A 15,673-nucleotide genomic window follows, 5' to 3' on the forward strand; every position below is an offset into this window, starting at 1 on the left:
TCGGACAATCGCCGTCATTGGCCAGCCTCGGCACTCAGCGCCTTGGCCTTCGGGTAGAAGGCTGCGGTCAGCGTTGCCAGGGCATCTGGCACCCGTGGGCCGAGGCCGCCGATCAACAACGTCGGGTCAATCACCAGCACACGACCGTCACGACCGGCCTGGGTTTGCGCCAGCACCGGGTTTTGCTCGAGCAGCGCGGCGCGTGCCGCATCGCCTTGCAGACGGCTGCCGGCCAACAGGATCACCTGGGGGTTGAGGGCCAGCATGGCTTCGCTGGACACCGGTTTGTAGCCGATGTGGTCGCCCAGGCTCTGACCGCCGGCCTGTTCGATCATCCACGCCGCCAGGGTGTCCTTGCCCGCCACCTGCAAGTTGCCGCCGGAGTGGCTGAGCAGCATCAGCACCCGTGGTGCCGGGCTTTGCTGACGTGCCTGCTGCACCGCTGCCGCCTGTTGTTGCAGGCGTTGCTGGTAGTCGTTGAGCAGGGCTTGCGCCTGGGCCTGATTGCCCAGCAACTGGCCCAGGGTGGTCAGGTTTTGCTGCAGCGCCGGCACATCGGCCTTGGCCGACAGCAACTCGATGCGCACGCCGGCGGCCTTGAGCTGTTCCAGTACCGGCGGCGGGCCCATTTCATTGCTGCCGACCAGGATATCCGGGCGCAAGGCCAGAATGCCCTCGGCCGCCAGCTGCCGTTGATAGCCGACGCCGGGCAGGTTGTGCAGCGAACGCGGGTACTGGCTGGTGCTGTCGACACCGACCAGTTTGCTTTCGCCACCGAGCGCTACTACCCATTCGCTGAACGCACCGCCAGCGCTGACCCAGCGCTGGGGGAGGGCGTCACTGGCACTGGCCAGCTGGCTGAAGAGTATGCCGGCGCAGGCCAGCAGGAGTTTCTTACGCATCTAGGGACTTCCTCAGGCGCTCATCGGGGTCGCGGATTCTGCCAGTGCACGCCAGTCGTCACGCTCGGGAACACCGGGCTTGCGCACACCGAACAGCTGGATGACCAGTTCGCCGTCGGCATCGAAGCCCTCGTAGCTGGTGACAATGCCATCGACGCTTGGCTTGCGCACACGCCACAGCTCGGTGATGCCGGTGGTTTTCAGGTGCAGGTTGAACGCAGGATCCAGCACATTGAACCAGGTGTCCATCCAGCGCAGGTTGCTGACCGGGCCGGAGTGAATCTGGATGCAGTGCTTGTTGCCGACGAACACCATGATCGGCACTTCGCGCTTGCCGGCTTCTTCAATCACATTAGTCAGTTCTACCGTGGCCAGCGGTTCGGCCCATTGCTCGCCAGCCAGGCGCAAGGCTTGGGTACGCGCGACATCGTTGCGCTTGAGCAGGGCGAAGAAGTCGTGGGTGTCCTTGAGTTGCGACCACTCGCTGCGCAGGGTCTCGGCATCCACCTCGGCATCGGTGCGCGGCGCCTTGGCGGCCGGCAGCGGTTGCAGGTCGAGCTCTGCGCTCTGCGCTTCGGCACGGAAACGCTCGACCAGCGGCGCCCAGGCGGCGGCTTCGCTGGTGGCGGTGAGGAACACTTTGTGTACGGCGGTGCCCTGGCGGTCGAAGACCTGGATGCTGCGCTGCGGGCCACGTGCGGTGTTTTCGTCGACGGCAAAAACGCTCGCCCAGCCGCTGAGGAACAGGCGCAGGTCGATGTCTGGCGACAGCACCATGCCCATCTGGCCGCTGCCCATGATCGTCACTTCGTGGTAGATGCCTTTGCGCTCGTGAACGCAATGTTCGTTGCGGGTCAGGGCCATGATGTAGCCCAGTTCGCCGAGCGCCGGCAGCAGCGTCGACCATTCCGGGCGCAGGCGCACGGTATCGACACCCAGGCGGCTGGCGGTCAGTTCGGCTTCGCTGACGCCAAGCTTTGCGGCGGCATCGCGGGCGCGCAGGCCCGATTGTTCGGCGCGCAGCTGTTGCCATTGCTGGTACAGCGCAGGGCCACTGGTTTGGGCGCGAGGGGTGGCAGTCATGGTGAACTCCTTCAGGGTCATCGGTTCGCCGTAAGGGCGAATTCTATTGGTATTTGCACGCGGCTGGGTACGGCCCGGCCATCGACAATTTCGGGGCGGAAACGCCAGCGGGTGACGGCGTCGAGTGCTGCCTGGTCGAGACTTTCAATCCCCGACGAGCGAATCAGCGTGAGCTTGAGTTGCTGGCCGCGCTCATCCAGACACACCTCGACCTGCACCACGCCTTGCTGGTTGCGGCGGCGGGCCTGCGACGGATAGCGCGGCGGCGGGGGTGGGCTGACAAAACTCGGGCGCAGGCTCAGTACCGGCGATGTCGGTGGCGCAGGGGGGGCCGGAGCACGCGCGATTGCGGTGTTTACAGGAGCTGATGCCACTGCCGGTTGGCTGGGTGCTTGCTGCAGCGGCTTCGGCGCAGTGCTGGGCTGGGCTGGGCGTTGCCTGGCTTCTGGCGGTGGCGCTTTGGCGAGTGTCGGCTGTGTCTTGGCCGGCAGTGGTTTGGCGGCGGCGACAGGCTTTGTCGGGGCGGGTGCCTTGGGCGTTGGCGGCGCGTCGGCAGCGATGGGAAGCGGACGGGCAGGGCGTACGCGCGCAGGCTCGGCGGCCGACGCCAGGCTCACCAGTTGAATGGCCATCGGTGTTTGCCACGCCAGTGGTTCGGGCGCTGCCCGTAGCGAGTACAGCAGCCAGCCAGCGCTCAGATGCAGCGCGACTGACAACAGCAGACAGCCCCAAGGTTGCTTCATGCACGGTCGGTTCTTATTAAATTAGAATGCATATGGTAATAATTTGCATTTGTAAGTCAAGCTGGTTATTGTCGCCGCCGCTGCCACATGAAGCGTTTTCAGCGACCCGCCTTTCCCTGGAAAAGGGCCAATCGCCGAGCTCATAACAAAATCAAACACATCCCCGTCAGCCCCGACGGTGAGCGCAGGCGCGCCGCTAGGCCGGCCTGCAAGCACCGCGGCCTGACCATCAGGAGTCAGTTAGATGTCGATCCGCCCGCCATTTCCCCAGCGTTCCTGGCTTGCCTTGTTGCTGCTTTCGCCATCGCTGGCCCTGGCTGCCGAGCCCGTTACCCAGTTCGATACCATCAGCGTGACCGCCACCCGCACCGAGCAGACCCTGCTGCAAGTGCCGAGTACGGTGTCGGTGCATAACGAGCGTGAAATCGATCAGCACAACGACAAGAACCTCAAGGATCTGGTGCGTTACGAACCGGGCGTTTCGGTGAGTGGCACCGGCAGTCGCTTCGGCCTCTCCGGCGCCAACATTCGCGGTATCGACGGCAATCGTGTGTTGACCCAGGTCGACGGCGTGCGGGTTCCGCAAAGCAACTTCTTCAGCCCGTTCCAGGACGTGCGCAGCAACTACGTCGACCTCGACACCATCAAGCAGGTCGAAATCATTCGCGGCCCGGCGTCTTCGCTGTACGGTAGCGATGCCATTGGCGGTGCCGTCAGCTTCCTGACCAAGGACGCCGCCGATTACCTGGAAGAGGGCGACGACGCCTATGCCCGGTTCAAAACCGGCTACGACGGCAGTGATGACAGCTGGCAGCGCAGCGCCACTTTTGCCGGCCGCACCGGCACGGTCGACGGCCTGCTGCACCTGGGGCGCCGCGACGGTCAGTCGACCGACACCTGGGGCGGCAACGGCGGGGTGGGCAGCGCGCGTGAAGAGGCCAACCCGCTCGACTACACCACTGAAAACCTGCTGGCCAAGCTCGGCTGGGACTATGCCGATGGCGACCGCCTGCAGTTCACCTACGAGCGTTATCAGGACGATGCCGACAGCAACCTGCTGAGCGACATCACCTCGCGGGCGACCCTTACCAGTCCCGCAATTCGCGGCTCGCAATCCCGAGACAGCATCGACCGCGACCGCTACAGCCTCGAGCACACCCTGAGCCTGGACAGCCTGTTGGCCGACCAGCTGAAATGGCAACTCAACTATCAGGAAAGCAACAACAGCCAGAAAACCCTGCAGCAGCGCCAGACCGTTAGTGGCGTGAACCGCGGGCGCACGCGCGACTCGCAGTACGATGAGCGCCTGTGGAGCCTGAACACCCAGGCAGACAAGCAGTTTGTTGTCGGCGATACCCGTCATCACATGATCTACGGTGCCGAAGTCAAACGCATCGAGGCCAGCAACCTGCGCAAAGGCAATGAAGTACGCCTGGACACCGGCGCCAGCGTGCCGGCCACCGAGAACTTCCCGGTGAGCGACTTCCCGGACCCGACCAGCGAATCGCTGGGCCTGTTCGTGCAGGACAACATCGAGATCGGCCGCTGGACCTTGTTGCCGGGCCTGCGTTACGACTACTACCGCCAGACCCCGCACGTTACCGACGAATTCCTAAATGGTCTGCCGTCCGAAACCGACCCGTCGCGCATCACCGACGATCACATCTCGCCGAAGTTCGCCGTCACCTACCAGCTGACCGAGCATGAAAGCGTTTATGGCCAATACGCCGCCGGCTTCCGCGCGCCGAGCCCGGTCAACATGTACGGCGAGTTCAGCAACCCGCAGTTCGGTTACCAGCAGATCGGCAACCCGGACCTGAAGCCGGAAACCAGCGACAGCTACGAAATCGGCCTGCGGGGTCGCTACGACCAGGGCAGTTTCGGTGTGGCGCTGTTCTACAACAAGTACAAGGACTTCATCGCCACCGATACCGTGCCTGATCCTGATGGCAACGGCTTGCTGACCTTCCAGCCACGCAACCTGGGCAAGGTCACCATCCGTGGTGCCGAGGCCAAGGGCGACATCAAGCTGGATGCCTTCATGCCGGTCGGTACCCGTGCCCTGGGTTCGATTGCCTATGCCCGTGGCAAGGATGAAGAAACCGGTCAGGCGCTCAACAGCGTCGACCCGCTCAAGGCTGTGATTGGCCTGGGTTACGATGCCCCGAGCGGTATCTACGGTGGCCAGCTGACCTGGACCCTGGTGCAGGCCAAAGACCGCGTCGACCACACCGGCGATGCCGATCTGCTGATCAACCGTCAGTTCGAAACCCCGGGTTACGGCGTGCTTGACCTCAATGCCTGGTGGCAGGTGACCGAGCAGGTGTCGATCAACGGCGGTCTGTTCAACGTCACCGACAAGCAGTACTGGAACTGGGGTGATGTCCAGGGGCGTGACGAAGATGCCGCAGGCCTGGGGCGTCTGACCCAGCCAGGACGCTATGCAGCGGTCAACGTGATCTGGGAAATCTGATCAGGTAAAAAAAGGCCGCCCGCCCCCTTGGGTGGCGCGGCCTTTTGTTGTCTGTAGCATTTGGCGCGGAGCTGACTGGCGCTAGCGATCAATCGTCATCGTCGTCATCGTCCCGGTCGCGACGGCGGTCGTTGTCGTAGCCGCGGTAACGGTTATCGTCGCGGTAGCGTTTGTCGTAGTTGCGGTGGTCGCGGTCATTGCGGTCGTCGTCCCAGTCGCGGGAGTAGCGGTGGTCGCGATCCCAGCGGTGATCGTCGCGGTCGTAATCGTGGTAATAGCAGCCGGCCGTGGTGGCCAGTATGGCGGTGATTACGGCAAATCGGGTCAGGTGTTTCAGCACTGTGGTTCCTTGATCCGCACAGCGGTAGATAGGGTAATAGCTCAGACTGTGTTTTCGTGGTTTTGTTTCAATACTTGGCCTTTTCGCGGGCAAGCCCGCTCCCACAGGTACAACACAGTTTTCAGAATTCCTGCAGGACCTGTGGGAGCGGGTTTACCCGCGATGGATTTCGGAAACTGGCGACAAAAAAATGGCCCACACGCGGTGGGCCGAAGAAAGTTCTGAAGGGAGCGGGCCTACAGTGATGTCCTACCGTTAAGCGAGCGTTAACGCCGATCAGTCACTGATACGCGGCAGTACGATTCGCGCCCGCAAGCCGCCACCCGGTTGATTGCTCAGCTTCAGTTCACCGCCTTGCTCACGCACCGCCGTGCGTGCCGACGGCAAGCCCAGGCCGACGCCACCGGTATTGCGGTTGCGCGAGCTTTCCAGGCGAAAGAACGGCACAAACACCTCTTCCAGTGCGGCCTCCGGTATCCCCGGGCCCTGGTCGCACACGTCAATGAACAGGCTGTGGGCGTTGCTGCTCAGGCGAACCGCGGGTGGCTGGGCATACTTCACGGCATTGTCGATCAGATTTGTAATCGCACGTTTCAGCCCCAGTGGCCGCCCGAGATACACCAGGTTCGCCGGGCCTTTGAAGTCCACGGCGATCTGCTGGTCGCGATAATCGTCGACCAGGGTCTGCAGCAGCTCGGCCAGGTCGAACGGCGTGGCGGTTTCCAGGTGGGTTTCGTCGCGAAAGAAACCCAGTGCGGCGTTGATCATGGCCTGCATTTCGTCGACATCACGAAACAGCTTGCGCTGCTGCTCGGCATCTTCGATGAACTCGCCGCGCAGACGCATGCGCGTCAGCGGGGCGCGCAGGTCGTGGGAAATGGCGGCAAGCATTTGCGTCCGCTCGGCGATGAAATGCTGGATCTGCGCCTGCATGGTGTTGAACGCGGTGATCGCCTGGCGCAGCTCATGAGGGCCCTCCAGGCGAATCGGCGGGGCGCGCAGGTCGCTGCCAAAGCGGCGTGCGGCACGGGCAAAACGCTGCAGCGGGCCGGCCAGTTGCCGGGTACCGACCCAGGCCACCAGCAAGGCGGCCAACAACGCCAGCAGGCCGATGATGGTAAAGCGCATGCCCGAACTCAGGCCCCAGCTGCGGTAAGGCGGGGTGAAGTCCAGCCAGCTGCCGTCGGCCAGTTGCATGACCAGCTTGTAGTGCGCCGAAGGGCTGTCTTCGGGCCAGTCGGCCGGTTGAAAGCCTTCCACCTGACGCGGGTGGCTTGCCAGCAGGCCGCGCAATTCCGGTACTTCACTCAGGTCAATCGGAGTACCGGGGCCGGGCAGGGCGAGGCGTTCCCGCTGCGTAGTCCAATGCACCTGTAACTGGGGATTGCTCGCGGCCCGCGCCAGGTGCTCGCGTTGATCGATGGGGGCCGCTTCGAGCATGCGGGTGGTGACGGCAATCTGTTCGAGCAGGCCGGTCTGGCTCAGGGGTGGGCGTGCCCAGACGCCCGCCAGTTGCACGAAGGCGATGTTCAGTGCCACCGAGATCAGCATCGCGGCAATGATCGTCAGGGCAATGCGCCGGCTGATGCCGTCGCGGCGCAGGTCGAGGCGGATCATGAGCGGCTGACCTTGGCGTCGAACAGGTAGCCGCCGTTACGCACCGTGCGGATCAGCGCCGGGCGCTTGCTGTCGGGTTCGATCTTGCGGCGCAGGCGGCTGACCTGCACGTCGATGCTGCGGTCGTAGGCGTCATGGCCCTGACCACGGGCGAGGTCGATCAACTGCTCGCGGGTGAGGATGCGTTGCGGGTGTTCCAGAAACACCAGCAGCAGGTCGAACTCCCCGGCCGACAGCGGCACCATCACCCCCTCTGGCGTGCGCAGTTCACGGCGCGTCACGTCCAGTTGCCAGTCGTCGAAGTGGATCAGCGGCCGGGTTTCTTCACTCGGCGGGCGCTGCTGCTCGCCGGCGCGGCGCTGCACTGCACGCAGGCGGGCCAGCAACTCGCGGGCGTCGAAGGGCTTGCCGAGGTAATCGTCGGCGCCCAGTTCCAGGCCGATGATGCGGTCGCTCAGCTCGTCCATGGCGGTGAGCATGATGATCGGAATGCTGGTGCTGCTGCGCAGTTTCTGGCACAGGTGCAGGCCGCTTTCACCGGGCAGCATCAGGTCGAGAATGATGGTGTCCGGGCGCTGCTGCTCAATGGCTGCCCACATCGCCGTGCCGTTGGCGGCCAGGTCGACCTCATAGCCATGCATGACAAAGAACTTCTTCAGCAGGGCACAAATTTCCACATCGTCATCGACGATCAGCAGTCTGCTCACGTTCAGGTCCCGTGGGGCGCGAAAAGGTGCGTATCTAAAACCATTCTGCGGCGCCGGTCATATATTTCAATCACGTAACAAAGCTGCAATCAGGAAACAAAGCGGACATCAGCCAGCAAAGGCCCTGGGCGATCCTGTCGGTCATCCAAACCAAAGGGAATTTTCCATGCCGGCACAACCTCCGATTGACGGCCTCGACTGCAGTCAGTCCCTGACCCTCGAACTGCCCGCCCAGGACCTGTGGCGCAACGCCTTGCTCAATTACCAGGACTCGCGCCTGGGGTTGTGCAACGACGGTACCCACATGATCCTCGGCCACTACTTCGAGCGTTACAGCCCGACCAACAGCCAATGGATGGAATACACCTACAAGGTGTCGCTGTCCGAGCTGGTGCACTGGATCATGGCCAATGGTCAGCTGCATGTCGAACGTTCCGGCACCCCGCCAAGAGCGTCGCAGCCACAGCAAGGGAGCGCACGTCATGCGTAAACAACTCATCGCCCCGGTGCTGTGCATGTCGCTGCTGATCGCCGGTTGCAGCCAGAACAAGGTGGCGCCCAAGGACTATTCCGGTTTTTTGCGCAACTACGACCAGCTGAGCGAGCACAAGACTGCCTCCGGTGACTCGGTGTTGCGCTGGATCAGCCCCGACGTGCGCATGGAACGCTACTCCCAAGTGTATATCGCGCCGAGCCAGTTCTACCCGCAACCCAAGGCTACAGCGCAGATCCCCGACGCGACGTTGAAGGCGGTCACCACCTATTACGATGCTGCGCTCAAGCGCGAACTGGGCAAAGTGCTGAACCTGGTCGAGCAGCCCGGACCGAATACCCTGATCGTGCGCCCGGCCATCACTTCGGTGGGCGCCCATACCCAGTCGCTGCACTACTATGAGTACCTGCCGGTGACCCTGGTGGCCGCCGGGGTCAGCAGTGCCATCGGCATCCGCGACCTGGACAGCGTGATTGCCACCGAGGCGGCTTTCCTCGACGGCGGCAGCCGTGCGGTCGTGGCCGAAGTGGTGCGCAAAGGCACCGGCCTGCCGCTGGAGAACGACGAGCAGGTGATGACCGCCGAGAACCTCAAGCTGGTGCTAGACGGCTGGGCCCAGGACTGGCGCAACGCCGCGCAGTCGCTCAAGCAGCAGAACGCCGCTGCCTTCACAGGGCAAATATCCACGGCACCATGAACACGCTGACCACCATCACCAGCAAGGTGAAGGGCACGCCGACTTTGACGAAGTCGGCAAAGCGGTATTGCCCGGGGCCCAGCACCAGGGTGTTGACCGGGGACGAGACGGGTGTCATGAACGCCGCCGAGGCCGCCAGGGCGACAATCATCGCGAACGGGTAGGGCGAGGCACCCAGCTGCTCGGCAGTGTTCACGGCCACCGGCGCCATCAGTACCGCCGTGGCGGTGTTGGAGATGAACAGGCCAATGATTGCGGTGATGGCAAACAGGCTGGCGAGAATCATGTAAGGCCCGGCGCCGCCCAGCGTCTGCACCAGCCCGTTGACCGCCAGGGCGATACCGCCGGTTTTCTGCAGTGCCAGGGCAAACGGCAACATGCCGACGATCAGCACCAGGCTCTGCCAGTGGATTGCCCGGTAGGCACTGTTCATGTCGATGCAGCGCCCGGCGCCCATCAACAGGCAGCCGATCAGGGCGGCAATGACGTTGGGCACCAGGCCACTGATCATCAAACCAACCATCACCGCCAGGCTGATCAGGGCGTAAGGTGCCTGGGTCAGTGCGGGGGCGACATTGTCGACTTCGGCGGGCAGGCTCAGTACCAGAAAGTCCCGGGGTTGCGCCTGAAGCTGGCGCACCGACTTCCACGGGCCGATCACCAGCAGGGTGTCGCCGAGCTTGAGTTTCTCTTCCACCAGTTGTTCTTCAATGGCGCTCTGACCGCGACGCAGGCCGACCACGTTCAGGTCCCAGCGGGTGCGGAAATTCAGTTCCAGGATGCTTTTGCCGATCAGCTGCGAGCCCGGCACCACGGCGACTTCGGCCATGCCCACGGCGTGGGACTGGTCGATGAAGTACGCGGCCTTGAAGTGCAGGGGTTCCAGTTTCATGCTCTGGCACAGGCTGCGCAGGTCATCGCGCGGGGCGAACAGGTCGAGCAGCAGCACATCGCCCTCGTGCACCGTGGTGCTGGAGTCGGGGCTGATCACGCGGGTGGTGAACTTGTGCTGGCGCTCGATGCCGACCACGTTGGCACCGTGCACGGTGCGCAGTTTCAGCTCGCTCAGGCTGTGCCCGATCAGCGGTGAGTCCGGGCGCACCCGCAGGCGGCGTTCGCGGCCGGCCAGCTTGTAGTCGATGATCAGGTCGAGCAGGGTGCGGCGGGTTTGCGGGGTACCGTCCTTGCGCACCTCACCGCTGAGCCAGTGGCGGGTCAGCAGCATGTAACCGACGCCCAGCACCAGGATCACCAGGCCGAACGGGGTAAAGCTGAAGAAGCTGAAGCCTGCCTCGCCGTGGCGCACCAGTTCACTGTGCACCACCACGTTGGGCGGTGTGGCGACCAGGCTGAGCATGCCGCTGATCAAGCCGGCAAAACTGAGCGGCATCATCAGGCGGCTGGGGGACACCTTCATGCGTGCGGCGATGCTCAGCACCACCGGAATGAAAATCGCGACCACCCCGGTCGAACTCATCACAGAGCCCAGCCCGGCCACACAGACCATCAACAACACCAGCAAGCGCACCTCGCTGTTGCCGGCGCGGTCGGCCATCCATTCACCGATGCGGTAGGCGATACCGGTACGCACCAGGCCTTCGCCGATCACGAACAGCGCGGCGATCAGCACCACGTTGGGGTCGCTGAAACCGGCGAGGGCTTCCTGCACACTGAGAATGCCGGTGAGGGGTAACGCCACGATCACCAGCAGGGCGACCACATCCATGCGCGGCCGGTTGGCAATGAACAGGACCACGCTGGTAAACAGCAGGCCCAGCACCCAGAACAGTTCGTCGTTCATGCAATCTTCCTGATACGTGAGTGCACAGAGTCTGGCAGAAAGCACATGACGCTTCATTGATTTGTATGGGCGTGGCTAGTTGCGCGGTTGTAGTAATGCGGCCCCCTGATTCCGCACATTCCCTACCGCCTTATCAACGCGGTACCAGGCGAACGCTTCCGACGGTTCGCCCAGGTTCAGCAGCATCTGTTCGGCCTGGGCCTTGTCGCACGCCGGGTTCAACCAGGCCCGGGCCAGGCCCGGTGCGAATACGACGGGGCGGCGGTCATGGATATCCACCATGCCGCCGACGCTGTCGGCGGTGACGATGACAAAGCCGTCGTCGTCGGCCACATCCCATTGGCCGATGCCGGCACAAAAGGCCGGCTGGCCATCGCGGCGATGAATGTAGTAGGGCTGCTTTTTGGCCTCGCCTTCGTCGACCCACTCGAACCAGCCATCCACCGGCACCAACAAGCGGTGACCCCAGATCGCCCGGAAGAACGGCGAGTGCGCGACTTTCTCTACCCGCGCATTGATCGGTGGTGCGCGATCATGCGCCCAGTGCGGGCGCCAGCCCCAGCGTAACCACCGGGCCCGGCCGGGGGTGAATACGGCGACGTTGGTGCTGGGGGCGACATTGAAGTGCGCCAATGGCTGATCACCGACTTCATTGGCCAGGGCACCGGGCATGCTCAGGGCGTCGACGAAGTCGTGGATGCCATGGTACTGGCTCAGTCTTCCGCACATGTCGGCACCCTCATTCAGGACGATTTCAGGTTCTGATACGGTATCAGAGGCTATCTTCGCTGAACGTGATGAAAAAGAACTAACAGGTATCGCCAAAAGTTATTGGTTTATAGCCGATGCTTCTTTGAATATAGCCCTCAAGACTTTGTGGCTTTATTCGCATGGAAGCGTACGTATGAACAAACATATTGTCGTCGTGGGCGGTGGGGTAGGCGGCACCCTGCTGGCCAATCAACTGGTGGTCAAGCTCTACCCGGAGATCCTCGCAGGCCAGGTGCGAGTCACCTTGCTGTCCAGCTCCCCGGATCACTTCTACAAGCCGGCGTTCATGTATGTCGCCTTCGACTTGCACTTCAACGAAGAGCTCAAGCGCCCAGAGCGCTCGTTGCTGCGCCCGGAAATCGATTTTCAGGTGCAGGAGGTGACCCGTTTCGATTTCGCCGGGCAGACGCTGCACACCCGCTCCGGCAAGCGCTTTGGCTATGATTTTCTGGTGATTGCCACCGGTTGCGTGCCGGCACCGGAGCGTATCGAAGGCTTGCAGCAGGGCGGTGACCATTTCTATCAGTATGCGCCTGCGCGCCAGCTCGCCCAGCGCCTGGCAACCATCGAGAAGGGACGGATCTTCATCACCGTGACCTTCCCGCAAACCCCCAACGTGCCGCACCAATGTGGTATCGCGCCGGTAGAAACCACCTTGATGCTCGACGACTACCTGCGCCGGCGCGGGGTGCGCGACAAGGTCGAGATCATTTACACCTATCCGACCACCGCCCAGCTGCTGCGCAACTGCCTGTTTCTGCAGCGGCCGACGGGGGAAATACTGCCGGGCATTTTCGCCCAGAAAAACATCCGCTTTGAACGCGGCTTTACCCTGGCCAAGGTTGATCCCGACCAGCGCATTGCCTACTCCGAAGAGGGCCAGGCGCAGCCGTACGACATTCTCATGGCCACACCGCCGATCCGCGCCGTGGATGCGGTGCTGCAAAGCGGTGCGTCGCAGGCGCCTAATCAGGAGGGTTGGTTGCCAACCAACCACGAGACCTTGCAGGTGTACGGGCTCGACGGCGTCTACGTGATCGGCGACACGGTCGATCTGCCGGTCAGCAAAGCGGGCGGGGCCTGCCATAACCAGGCGCCGGTGATCGTCAACAATATCGCCGGCGAGATTCGCCTGGGCAGAACCGTGGCGGTGTATGACGGCAAGGTGCAAGCCGCAGCACAGATGGGCCTGAATGCGGGCATGCCGCTGACCTACGACTATCAACGCGATGTGCTGCCCACACCGCCGACCAAGCTCGGCGGCCTGTTGCGCAACGGCTTTAACCGCGGCCTGTACTGGGCCGTCGCCCGCGGCATGCTGTGACCTGAACTGGCAAGGAGCCGATAGACATGAGCGTGATCGAAACGCCTGCTCAGCAGGTCAGCAACCCGGGCCTCGAGGCCCTGTTGAACAAACTGCAACCGTTGCTCGACGGCGGCCGGCTGGACAACCTGGTGGACCTGGCCTCGTTGCTGTCCGACCTGGTGGACCTGCTGGATGCACCCTTGGTGGAAAAGCTCTCGACACAGTTCGAGGAGGCTACGGCGCTGAGCTGGAACCTGGGCAATGCCATCCGCCAGGCCAAGGCCCAGACCCGTGAACAGCCCGTGCCGCCCGGCCTGATCGGTTTATTGGCGATGCTTCGCGACCCGGACACCCGTCAGGGGTGTGCCTTGGTGCTGCGGGTGCTGAATGCCCTGGGCAAGCAAGGCTGATTAACTGCTGAACTTTATCGCCATCACCCGGTTGAGGCGCGGGTATTGGCGCGCGGGCAGTGGTAAAGTCGGCTTTTTTTCCGACGAGGGTGAGTCATGCGGGTAGTCATGGTGATGGTCGCTGCAGCAGTATTGGCCGGTTGTGCCTCTTCGGCCATGGAGGCGGCACGGGCCAAGGCACCGACCAAGCAGCTCACCTCGAGCAAGCCCGCCGACCGCGTGGCGCAGTGCATCCAGTTTGGCTGGCAGGACGAGTCGGTGTTTGGCGTCGACGCCAGCGGCTACCTGGAGCCCGGCAAGCAGGGCGGCTTTACCGTGTACACCCGCGAAGCGGAGTCGTTCGCCGACATCCAGCCACAAGGTGGCAACACTGCGGTCAGTTACTACGCCCAGCACAACGACAGCGTTGCCCTGCGCCGCATGGCCGCGTTGGCCACCTGCCTGTAATCCGCTAGCGGGGCATGTACCTGAGCTGCCAGCGCCGCGGAATGGTCAGTGAGACCAGCGCCAGCGCGGCAGCCAGCGCGGCGCTGAACAGCAGGGCAGCAATGCCGAAGCGCTGCTCCAGCAGCGCGCCGGCAACCGCGCCGGCGAACATCCCGGCCCAGGGAATCAATTGTACGCGCCAGCCCTGACGGCGCTCGCCCAGCAGTGCCCGGCCAAGCCCGCGACCAAAGCGTGACAGTGCGCCGGTAACGTACGTCAGGCCGATGGGCAGGCCGTTCACTTCCTCAACCACCGCATTGATCATGCCCATGGCGGTTACCGCGGCAATCAGCGCCGGCAACTGCCAGGCAGCGGGCAGCAAAGCGGCCAGCGCCAGCAGGGCGGCAATCAGCGACAGCAGTGGCCAGGGCCTGCGGCCACTGAGGCGGGCAACCACCACACCCAGCGCGTTGCCCACCACGAAGGCCAGCAACAGCGCGCCGATGCGCAGCACCAGGCTGGCGTCCCCTTCACCCAGCGACACCGCCAGGCGCGTGGTGTTGCCGCTCATGAACGAGACGAAATCGCCGGTGGCCATAAAGCCGATGGCGTCGGTCATGCCGGCCAGCACCGACAGGGCGGCGACAAAGTACAGCCCGACCTTGCCGCGCAATCTGTTCGTGCGCATGGCCCGGGCTGACGCGTATGAAGATCCTGGCAGCATCCCTTGCACTCCCGATCGACAAGGTGGGTATCAGGCGCGTTGCGCCAGCCTGGCTTCGAGCCCGGCGATATGCGCCTGCAGGCGTTCGCGCTCGCCACGCTCGGTGCTGATGTCTTCAAAGACGCTGATCAGGTGTTCCGGCTCACCGTCCTGACGTCGCTGCAGCGACGTACGTGCACGCACCCAAATGTAGCTGCCGTTTTTATGCCGCACGCGCTTTTCGACTTCGTAGCGTTCTGTTTCGCCGGCCAGCATGCGTTGCAGCAACTGCAGGTTTGCCGGCAAGTCGTCAGGGTGGGTGATCTGCTGGAAGGTCATGCCGTAGAGCTCGTCGGCGCGATAGCCGAGCAGTTCGCAGAGGCTGTTGTTGACCCGCTGCCAGGTGCCGTCCGGGTCGATGTAGGCGAGGGCGCCCCAGGCCAGTTCGAAGATGGCGCGAAAGCGCTCTTCGCTGATGCGCAGGGCGTGTTCGGCTACCTGGCGTTCGGTGTTGTCCATGCTGATGCCGACCATTTTCACCGAGCGTCCGACGCTGTCGCGCACCACCGTGGCCCGTGAGGAAATCCAGCGTTGCTCGCCATCGGGGCGGGTGATGCGAAAATCACATTCGCAACCGCTGCCGTCGGCAACGGCCTGGGCGTACATGGCCTGCATGTGGGCAACGTCTTCGGCGGGCAGGTGCACCCAGAAGTCTTCGTTGCGATGTACCGGCCAGCCGTACACCTGTTCGACGTTTGGTGAGTAGGTGACTTCGTCGCTGATCAGGTTCCATTCCCAGGTGACGATGCGCGCGCCTTCCTGGGCCAGCTTCATGCGCGTTTCGCTTTCCATGATTTCGGCGGTGTAGCGTCGGCGCAGATCGGTCATCGGCAGCTCGACCACTTGTGGCTGCTGGATGTTCTGCAGGGCTTCTTCGCCGTAACGCAACCAGATCCAGTTGACCTTGAGAAAGTCCGCCAGCTTGCGCAGGTTGTCGTAATCGATTTCGCCGCCGCGGGTCCATTTGTGCACGGCCGTGCGCGAGATGCCGAGGGCCGTACCGACGGCTTGCAGGGTCAGCTTGTGGTGCTCAAGCAGCTCCTTGAGGCGGAAGGCGAAACTGTTTTCCATCATGGGCGCAGGGTGTCCTGATCGGGGCCAAGAGCCTGCCAGTATACATAACCCGTTAACTTCGGGTTGA

16 protein-coding genes are annotated in these 15,673 nt (G+C 63.2%); 6 read left to right on the plus strand and 10 right to left on the minus strand.

The annotated features are described in order from the left end of the window. Positions 1 to 14: 14 nt before the first annotated feature. The 3 genes from I5S59_RS15235 to I5S59_RS15245 are packed head-to-tail and all read right to left on the minus strand — an operon-like array spanning position 15 to position 2,728. Entirely contained in the window at positions 15 to 902 is an 888-nt protein-coding gene (locus tag I5S59_RS15235) for a heme/hemin ABC transporter substrate-binding protein (protein WP_197877369.1), read from the minus strand. A gap of 12 nt (positions 903 to 914) precedes the next feature. After that, the gene (locus I5S59_RS15240) at positions 915 to 1,985 is read right to left on the minus strand and encodes a hemin-degrading factor (RefSeq protein ID WP_197877370.1); all 1,071 of its coding nucleotides are present in this window, start codon (positions 1,983 to 1,985) and stop codon (positions 915 to 917) included. Positions 1,986 to 2,002: 17 nt separating this feature from the next. Beyond that, positions 2,003 to 2,728 carry an energy transducer TonB gene (locus tag I5S59_RS15245; RefSeq protein WP_197877371.1) on the minus strand — a complete coding sequence of 242 codons (726 nt, stop codon included), beginning with the start codon at positions 2,726 to 2,728 and terminating at the stop codon, positions 2,003 to 2,005. A 244-nt stretch (positions 2,729 to 2,972) separates the two neighbouring features. Here I5S59_RS15245 and I5S59_RS15250 point away from each other — a divergent pair, with 244 nt between their 5' ends. Next, positions 2,973 to 5,201 (plus strand): TonB-dependent hemoglobin/transferrin/lactoferrin family receptor, encoded by a 2,229-nt coding sequence (locus I5S59_RS15250; RefSeq protein WP_197877372.1) that lies wholly within the window; start codon positions 2,973 to 2,975, stop codon positions 5,199 to 5,201. Between the two features lie 88 nt (positions 5,202 to 5,289). Here I5S59_RS15250 and I5S59_RS15255 read toward each other — a convergent pair whose 3' ends face one another. The 3 genes from I5S59_RS15255 to I5S59_RS15265 all read right to left on the minus strand — a co-directional run bounded on the left by I5S59_RS15255 (position 5,290) and on the right by I5S59_RS15265 (position 7,865). Then, a complete protein-coding gene (locus tag I5S59_RS15255; protein WP_332262079.1) occupies positions 5,290 to 5,541 on the minus strand; it encodes a hypothetical protein in 252 nt (83 codons plus the stop codon). 276 nt (positions 5,542 to 5,817) lie between these two features. After that, positions 5,818 to 7,158 (minus strand): ATP-binding protein, encoded by a 1,341-nt coding sequence (locus tag I5S59_RS15260; protein ID WP_197877373.1) that lies wholly within the window; start codon positions 7,156 to 7,158, stop codon positions 5,818 to 5,820. Beyond that, positions 7,155 to 7,865 (minus strand): response regulator, encoded by a 711-nt coding sequence (locus tag I5S59_RS15265; RefSeq protein WP_197877374.1) that lies wholly within the window; start codon positions 7,863 to 7,865, stop codon positions 7,155 to 7,157. Before I5S59_RS15265 ends, I5S59_RS15260 begins: the two co-directional genes overlap by 4 nt. Positions 7,866 to 8,031: 166 nt before the next feature. Between I5S59_RS15265 and I5S59_RS15270 the strand changes: the two genes are divergently transcribed. Both I5S59_RS15270 and I5S59_RS15275 read left to right on the plus strand, forming a co-directional pair. Then, a complete protein-coding gene (locus I5S59_RS15270; RefSeq protein WP_197877375.1) occupies positions 8,032 to 8,355 on the plus strand; it encodes a hypothetical protein in 324 nt (107 codons plus the stop codon). Beyond that, the gene (locus tag I5S59_RS15275; RefSeq protein ID WP_197877376.1) at positions 8,348 to 9,055 is read left to right on the plus strand and encodes a DUF3313 domain-containing protein; all 708 of its coding nucleotides are present in this window, start codon (positions 8,348 to 8,350) and stop codon (positions 9,053 to 9,055) included. The genes I5S59_RS15270 and I5S59_RS15275 overlap by 8 nt, the downstream gene beginning before the upstream one ends. Here I5S59_RS15275 and I5S59_RS15280 read toward each other — a convergent pair. Then, entirely contained in the window at positions 9,027 to 10,856 is a 1,830-nt protein-coding gene (locus I5S59_RS15280; protein ID WP_197877377.1) for an SLC13 family permease, read from the minus strand. The two genes, I5S59_RS15275 and I5S59_RS15280, sit on opposite strands and share 29 nt — an antisense overlap. Positions 10,857 to 10,931: 75 nt before the next feature. After that, complete coding sequence (locus I5S59_RS15285) at positions 10,932 to 11,585, minus strand: SOS response-associated peptidase (protein ID WP_197877378.1); 654 nt, start codon at positions 11,583 to 11,585, stop codon at positions 10,932 to 10,934. A gap of 175 nt (positions 11,586 to 11,760) precedes the next feature. On the opposite strand from I5S59_RS15285, the gene I5S59_RS15290 reads away from it, so the two are divergent. The 3 genes from I5S59_RS15290 to I5S59_RS15300 all read left to right on the plus strand — a co-directional run bounded on the left by I5S59_RS15290 (position 11,761) and on the right by I5S59_RS15300 (position 13,790). Beyond that, positions 11,761 to 12,951 (plus strand): NAD(P)/FAD-dependent oxidoreductase, encoded by a 1,191-nt coding sequence (locus I5S59_RS15290; protein ID WP_197877379.1) that lies wholly within the window; start codon positions 11,761 to 11,763, stop codon positions 12,949 to 12,951. 26 nt (positions 12,952 to 12,977) lie between these two features. Continuing rightward, positions 12,978 to 13,343, plus strand: a complete 366-nt coding sequence (locus tag I5S59_RS15295; RefSeq protein ID WP_197877380.1) for a DUF1641 domain-containing protein — start codon at positions 12,978 to 12,980, stop codon at positions 13,341 to 13,343. Between the two features lie 96 nt (positions 13,344 to 13,439). Further along, the gene (locus I5S59_RS15300; protein ID WP_128323711.1) at positions 13,440 to 13,790 is read left to right on the plus strand and encodes a hypothetical protein; all 351 of its coding nucleotides are present in this window, start codon (positions 13,440 to 13,442) and stop codon (positions 13,788 to 13,790) included. A 4-nt stretch (positions 13,791 to 13,794) separates the two neighbouring features. On the opposite strand, the gene I5S59_RS15305 is transcribed toward I5S59_RS15300, so the two are convergent. Then, positions 13,795 to 14,493 (minus strand): YoaK family protein, encoded by a 699-nt coding sequence (locus tag I5S59_RS15305; RefSeq protein ID WP_197877381.1) that lies wholly within the window; start codon positions 14,491 to 14,493, stop codon positions 13,795 to 13,797. 30 nt (positions 14,494 to 14,523) lie between these two features. Beyond that, entirely contained in the window at positions 14,524 to 15,606 is a 1,083-nt protein-coding gene (locus tag I5S59_RS15310; protein WP_197877382.1) for a PAS domain-containing protein, read from the minus strand. Positions 15,607 to 15,673: the final 67 nt, after the last annotated feature.

The organism is Pseudomonas alkylphenolica (assembly GCF_016009175.1).
Taxonomy (GTDB): domain Bacteria; phylum Pseudomonadota; class Gammaproteobacteria; order Pseudomonadales; family Pseudomonadaceae; genus Aquipseudomonas; species Aquipseudomonas alkylphenolica_B.

Coding starts and splice junctions, on each gene's coding strand:
- I5S59_RS15290 (WP_197877379.1), top strand. CDS start 11,761: ATGAACAAACATATTGTCGTCGTGGGCGGTGGGGTAGGCGGCACCCTG.
- I5S59_RS15285 (WP_197877378.1), bottom strand. CDS start 11,585: ATGTGCGGAAGACTGAGCCAGTACCATGGCATCCACGACTTCGTCGAC.
- I5S59_RS15270 (WP_197877375.1), top strand. CDS start 8,032: ATGCCGGCACAACCTCCGATTGACGGCCTCGACTGCAGTCAGTCCCTG.
- I5S59_RS15245 (WP_197877371.1), bottom strand. CDS start 2,728: ATGAAGCAACCTTGGGGCTGTCTGCTGTTGTCAGTCGCGCTGCATCTG.
- I5S59_RS15310 (WP_197877382.1), bottom strand. CDS start 15,606: ATGATGGAAAACAGTTTCGCCTTCCGCCTCAAGGAGCTGCTTGAGCAC.
- I5S59_RS15260 (WP_197877373.1), bottom strand. CDS start 7,158: ATGATCCGCCTCGACCTGCGCCGCGACGGCATCAGCCGGCGCATTGCC.
- I5S59_RS15300 (WP_128323711.1), top strand. CDS start 13,440: ATGCGGGTAGTCATGGTGATGGTCGCTGCAGCAGTATTGGCCGGTTGT.
- I5S59_RS15295 (WP_197877380.1), top strand. CDS start 12,978: ATGAGCGTGATCGAAACGCCTGCTCAGCAGGTCAGCAACCCGGGCCTC.
- I5S59_RS15235 (WP_197877369.1), bottom strand. CDS start 902: ATGCGTAAGAAACTCCTGCTGGCCTGCGCCGGCATACTCTTCAGCCAG.
- I5S59_RS15275 (WP_197877376.1), top strand. CDS start 8,348: ATGCGTAAACAACTCATCGCCCCGGTGCTGTGCATGTCGCTGCTGATC.
- I5S59_RS15250 (WP_197877372.1), top strand. CDS start 2,973: ATGTCGATCCGCCCGCCATTTCCCCAGCGTTCCTGGCTTGCCTTGTTG.
- I5S59_RS15280 (WP_197877377.1), bottom strand. CDS start 10,856: ATGAACGACGAACTGTTCTGGGTGCTGGGCCTGCTGTTTACCAGCGTG.
- I5S59_RS15240 (WP_197877370.1), bottom strand. CDS start 1,985: ATGACTGCCACCCCTCGCGCCCAAACCAGTGGCCCTGCGCTGTACCAG.
- I5S59_RS15305 (WP_197877381.1), bottom strand. CDS start 14,493: ATGCTGCCAGGATCTTCATACGCGTCAGCCCGGGCCATGCGCACGAAC.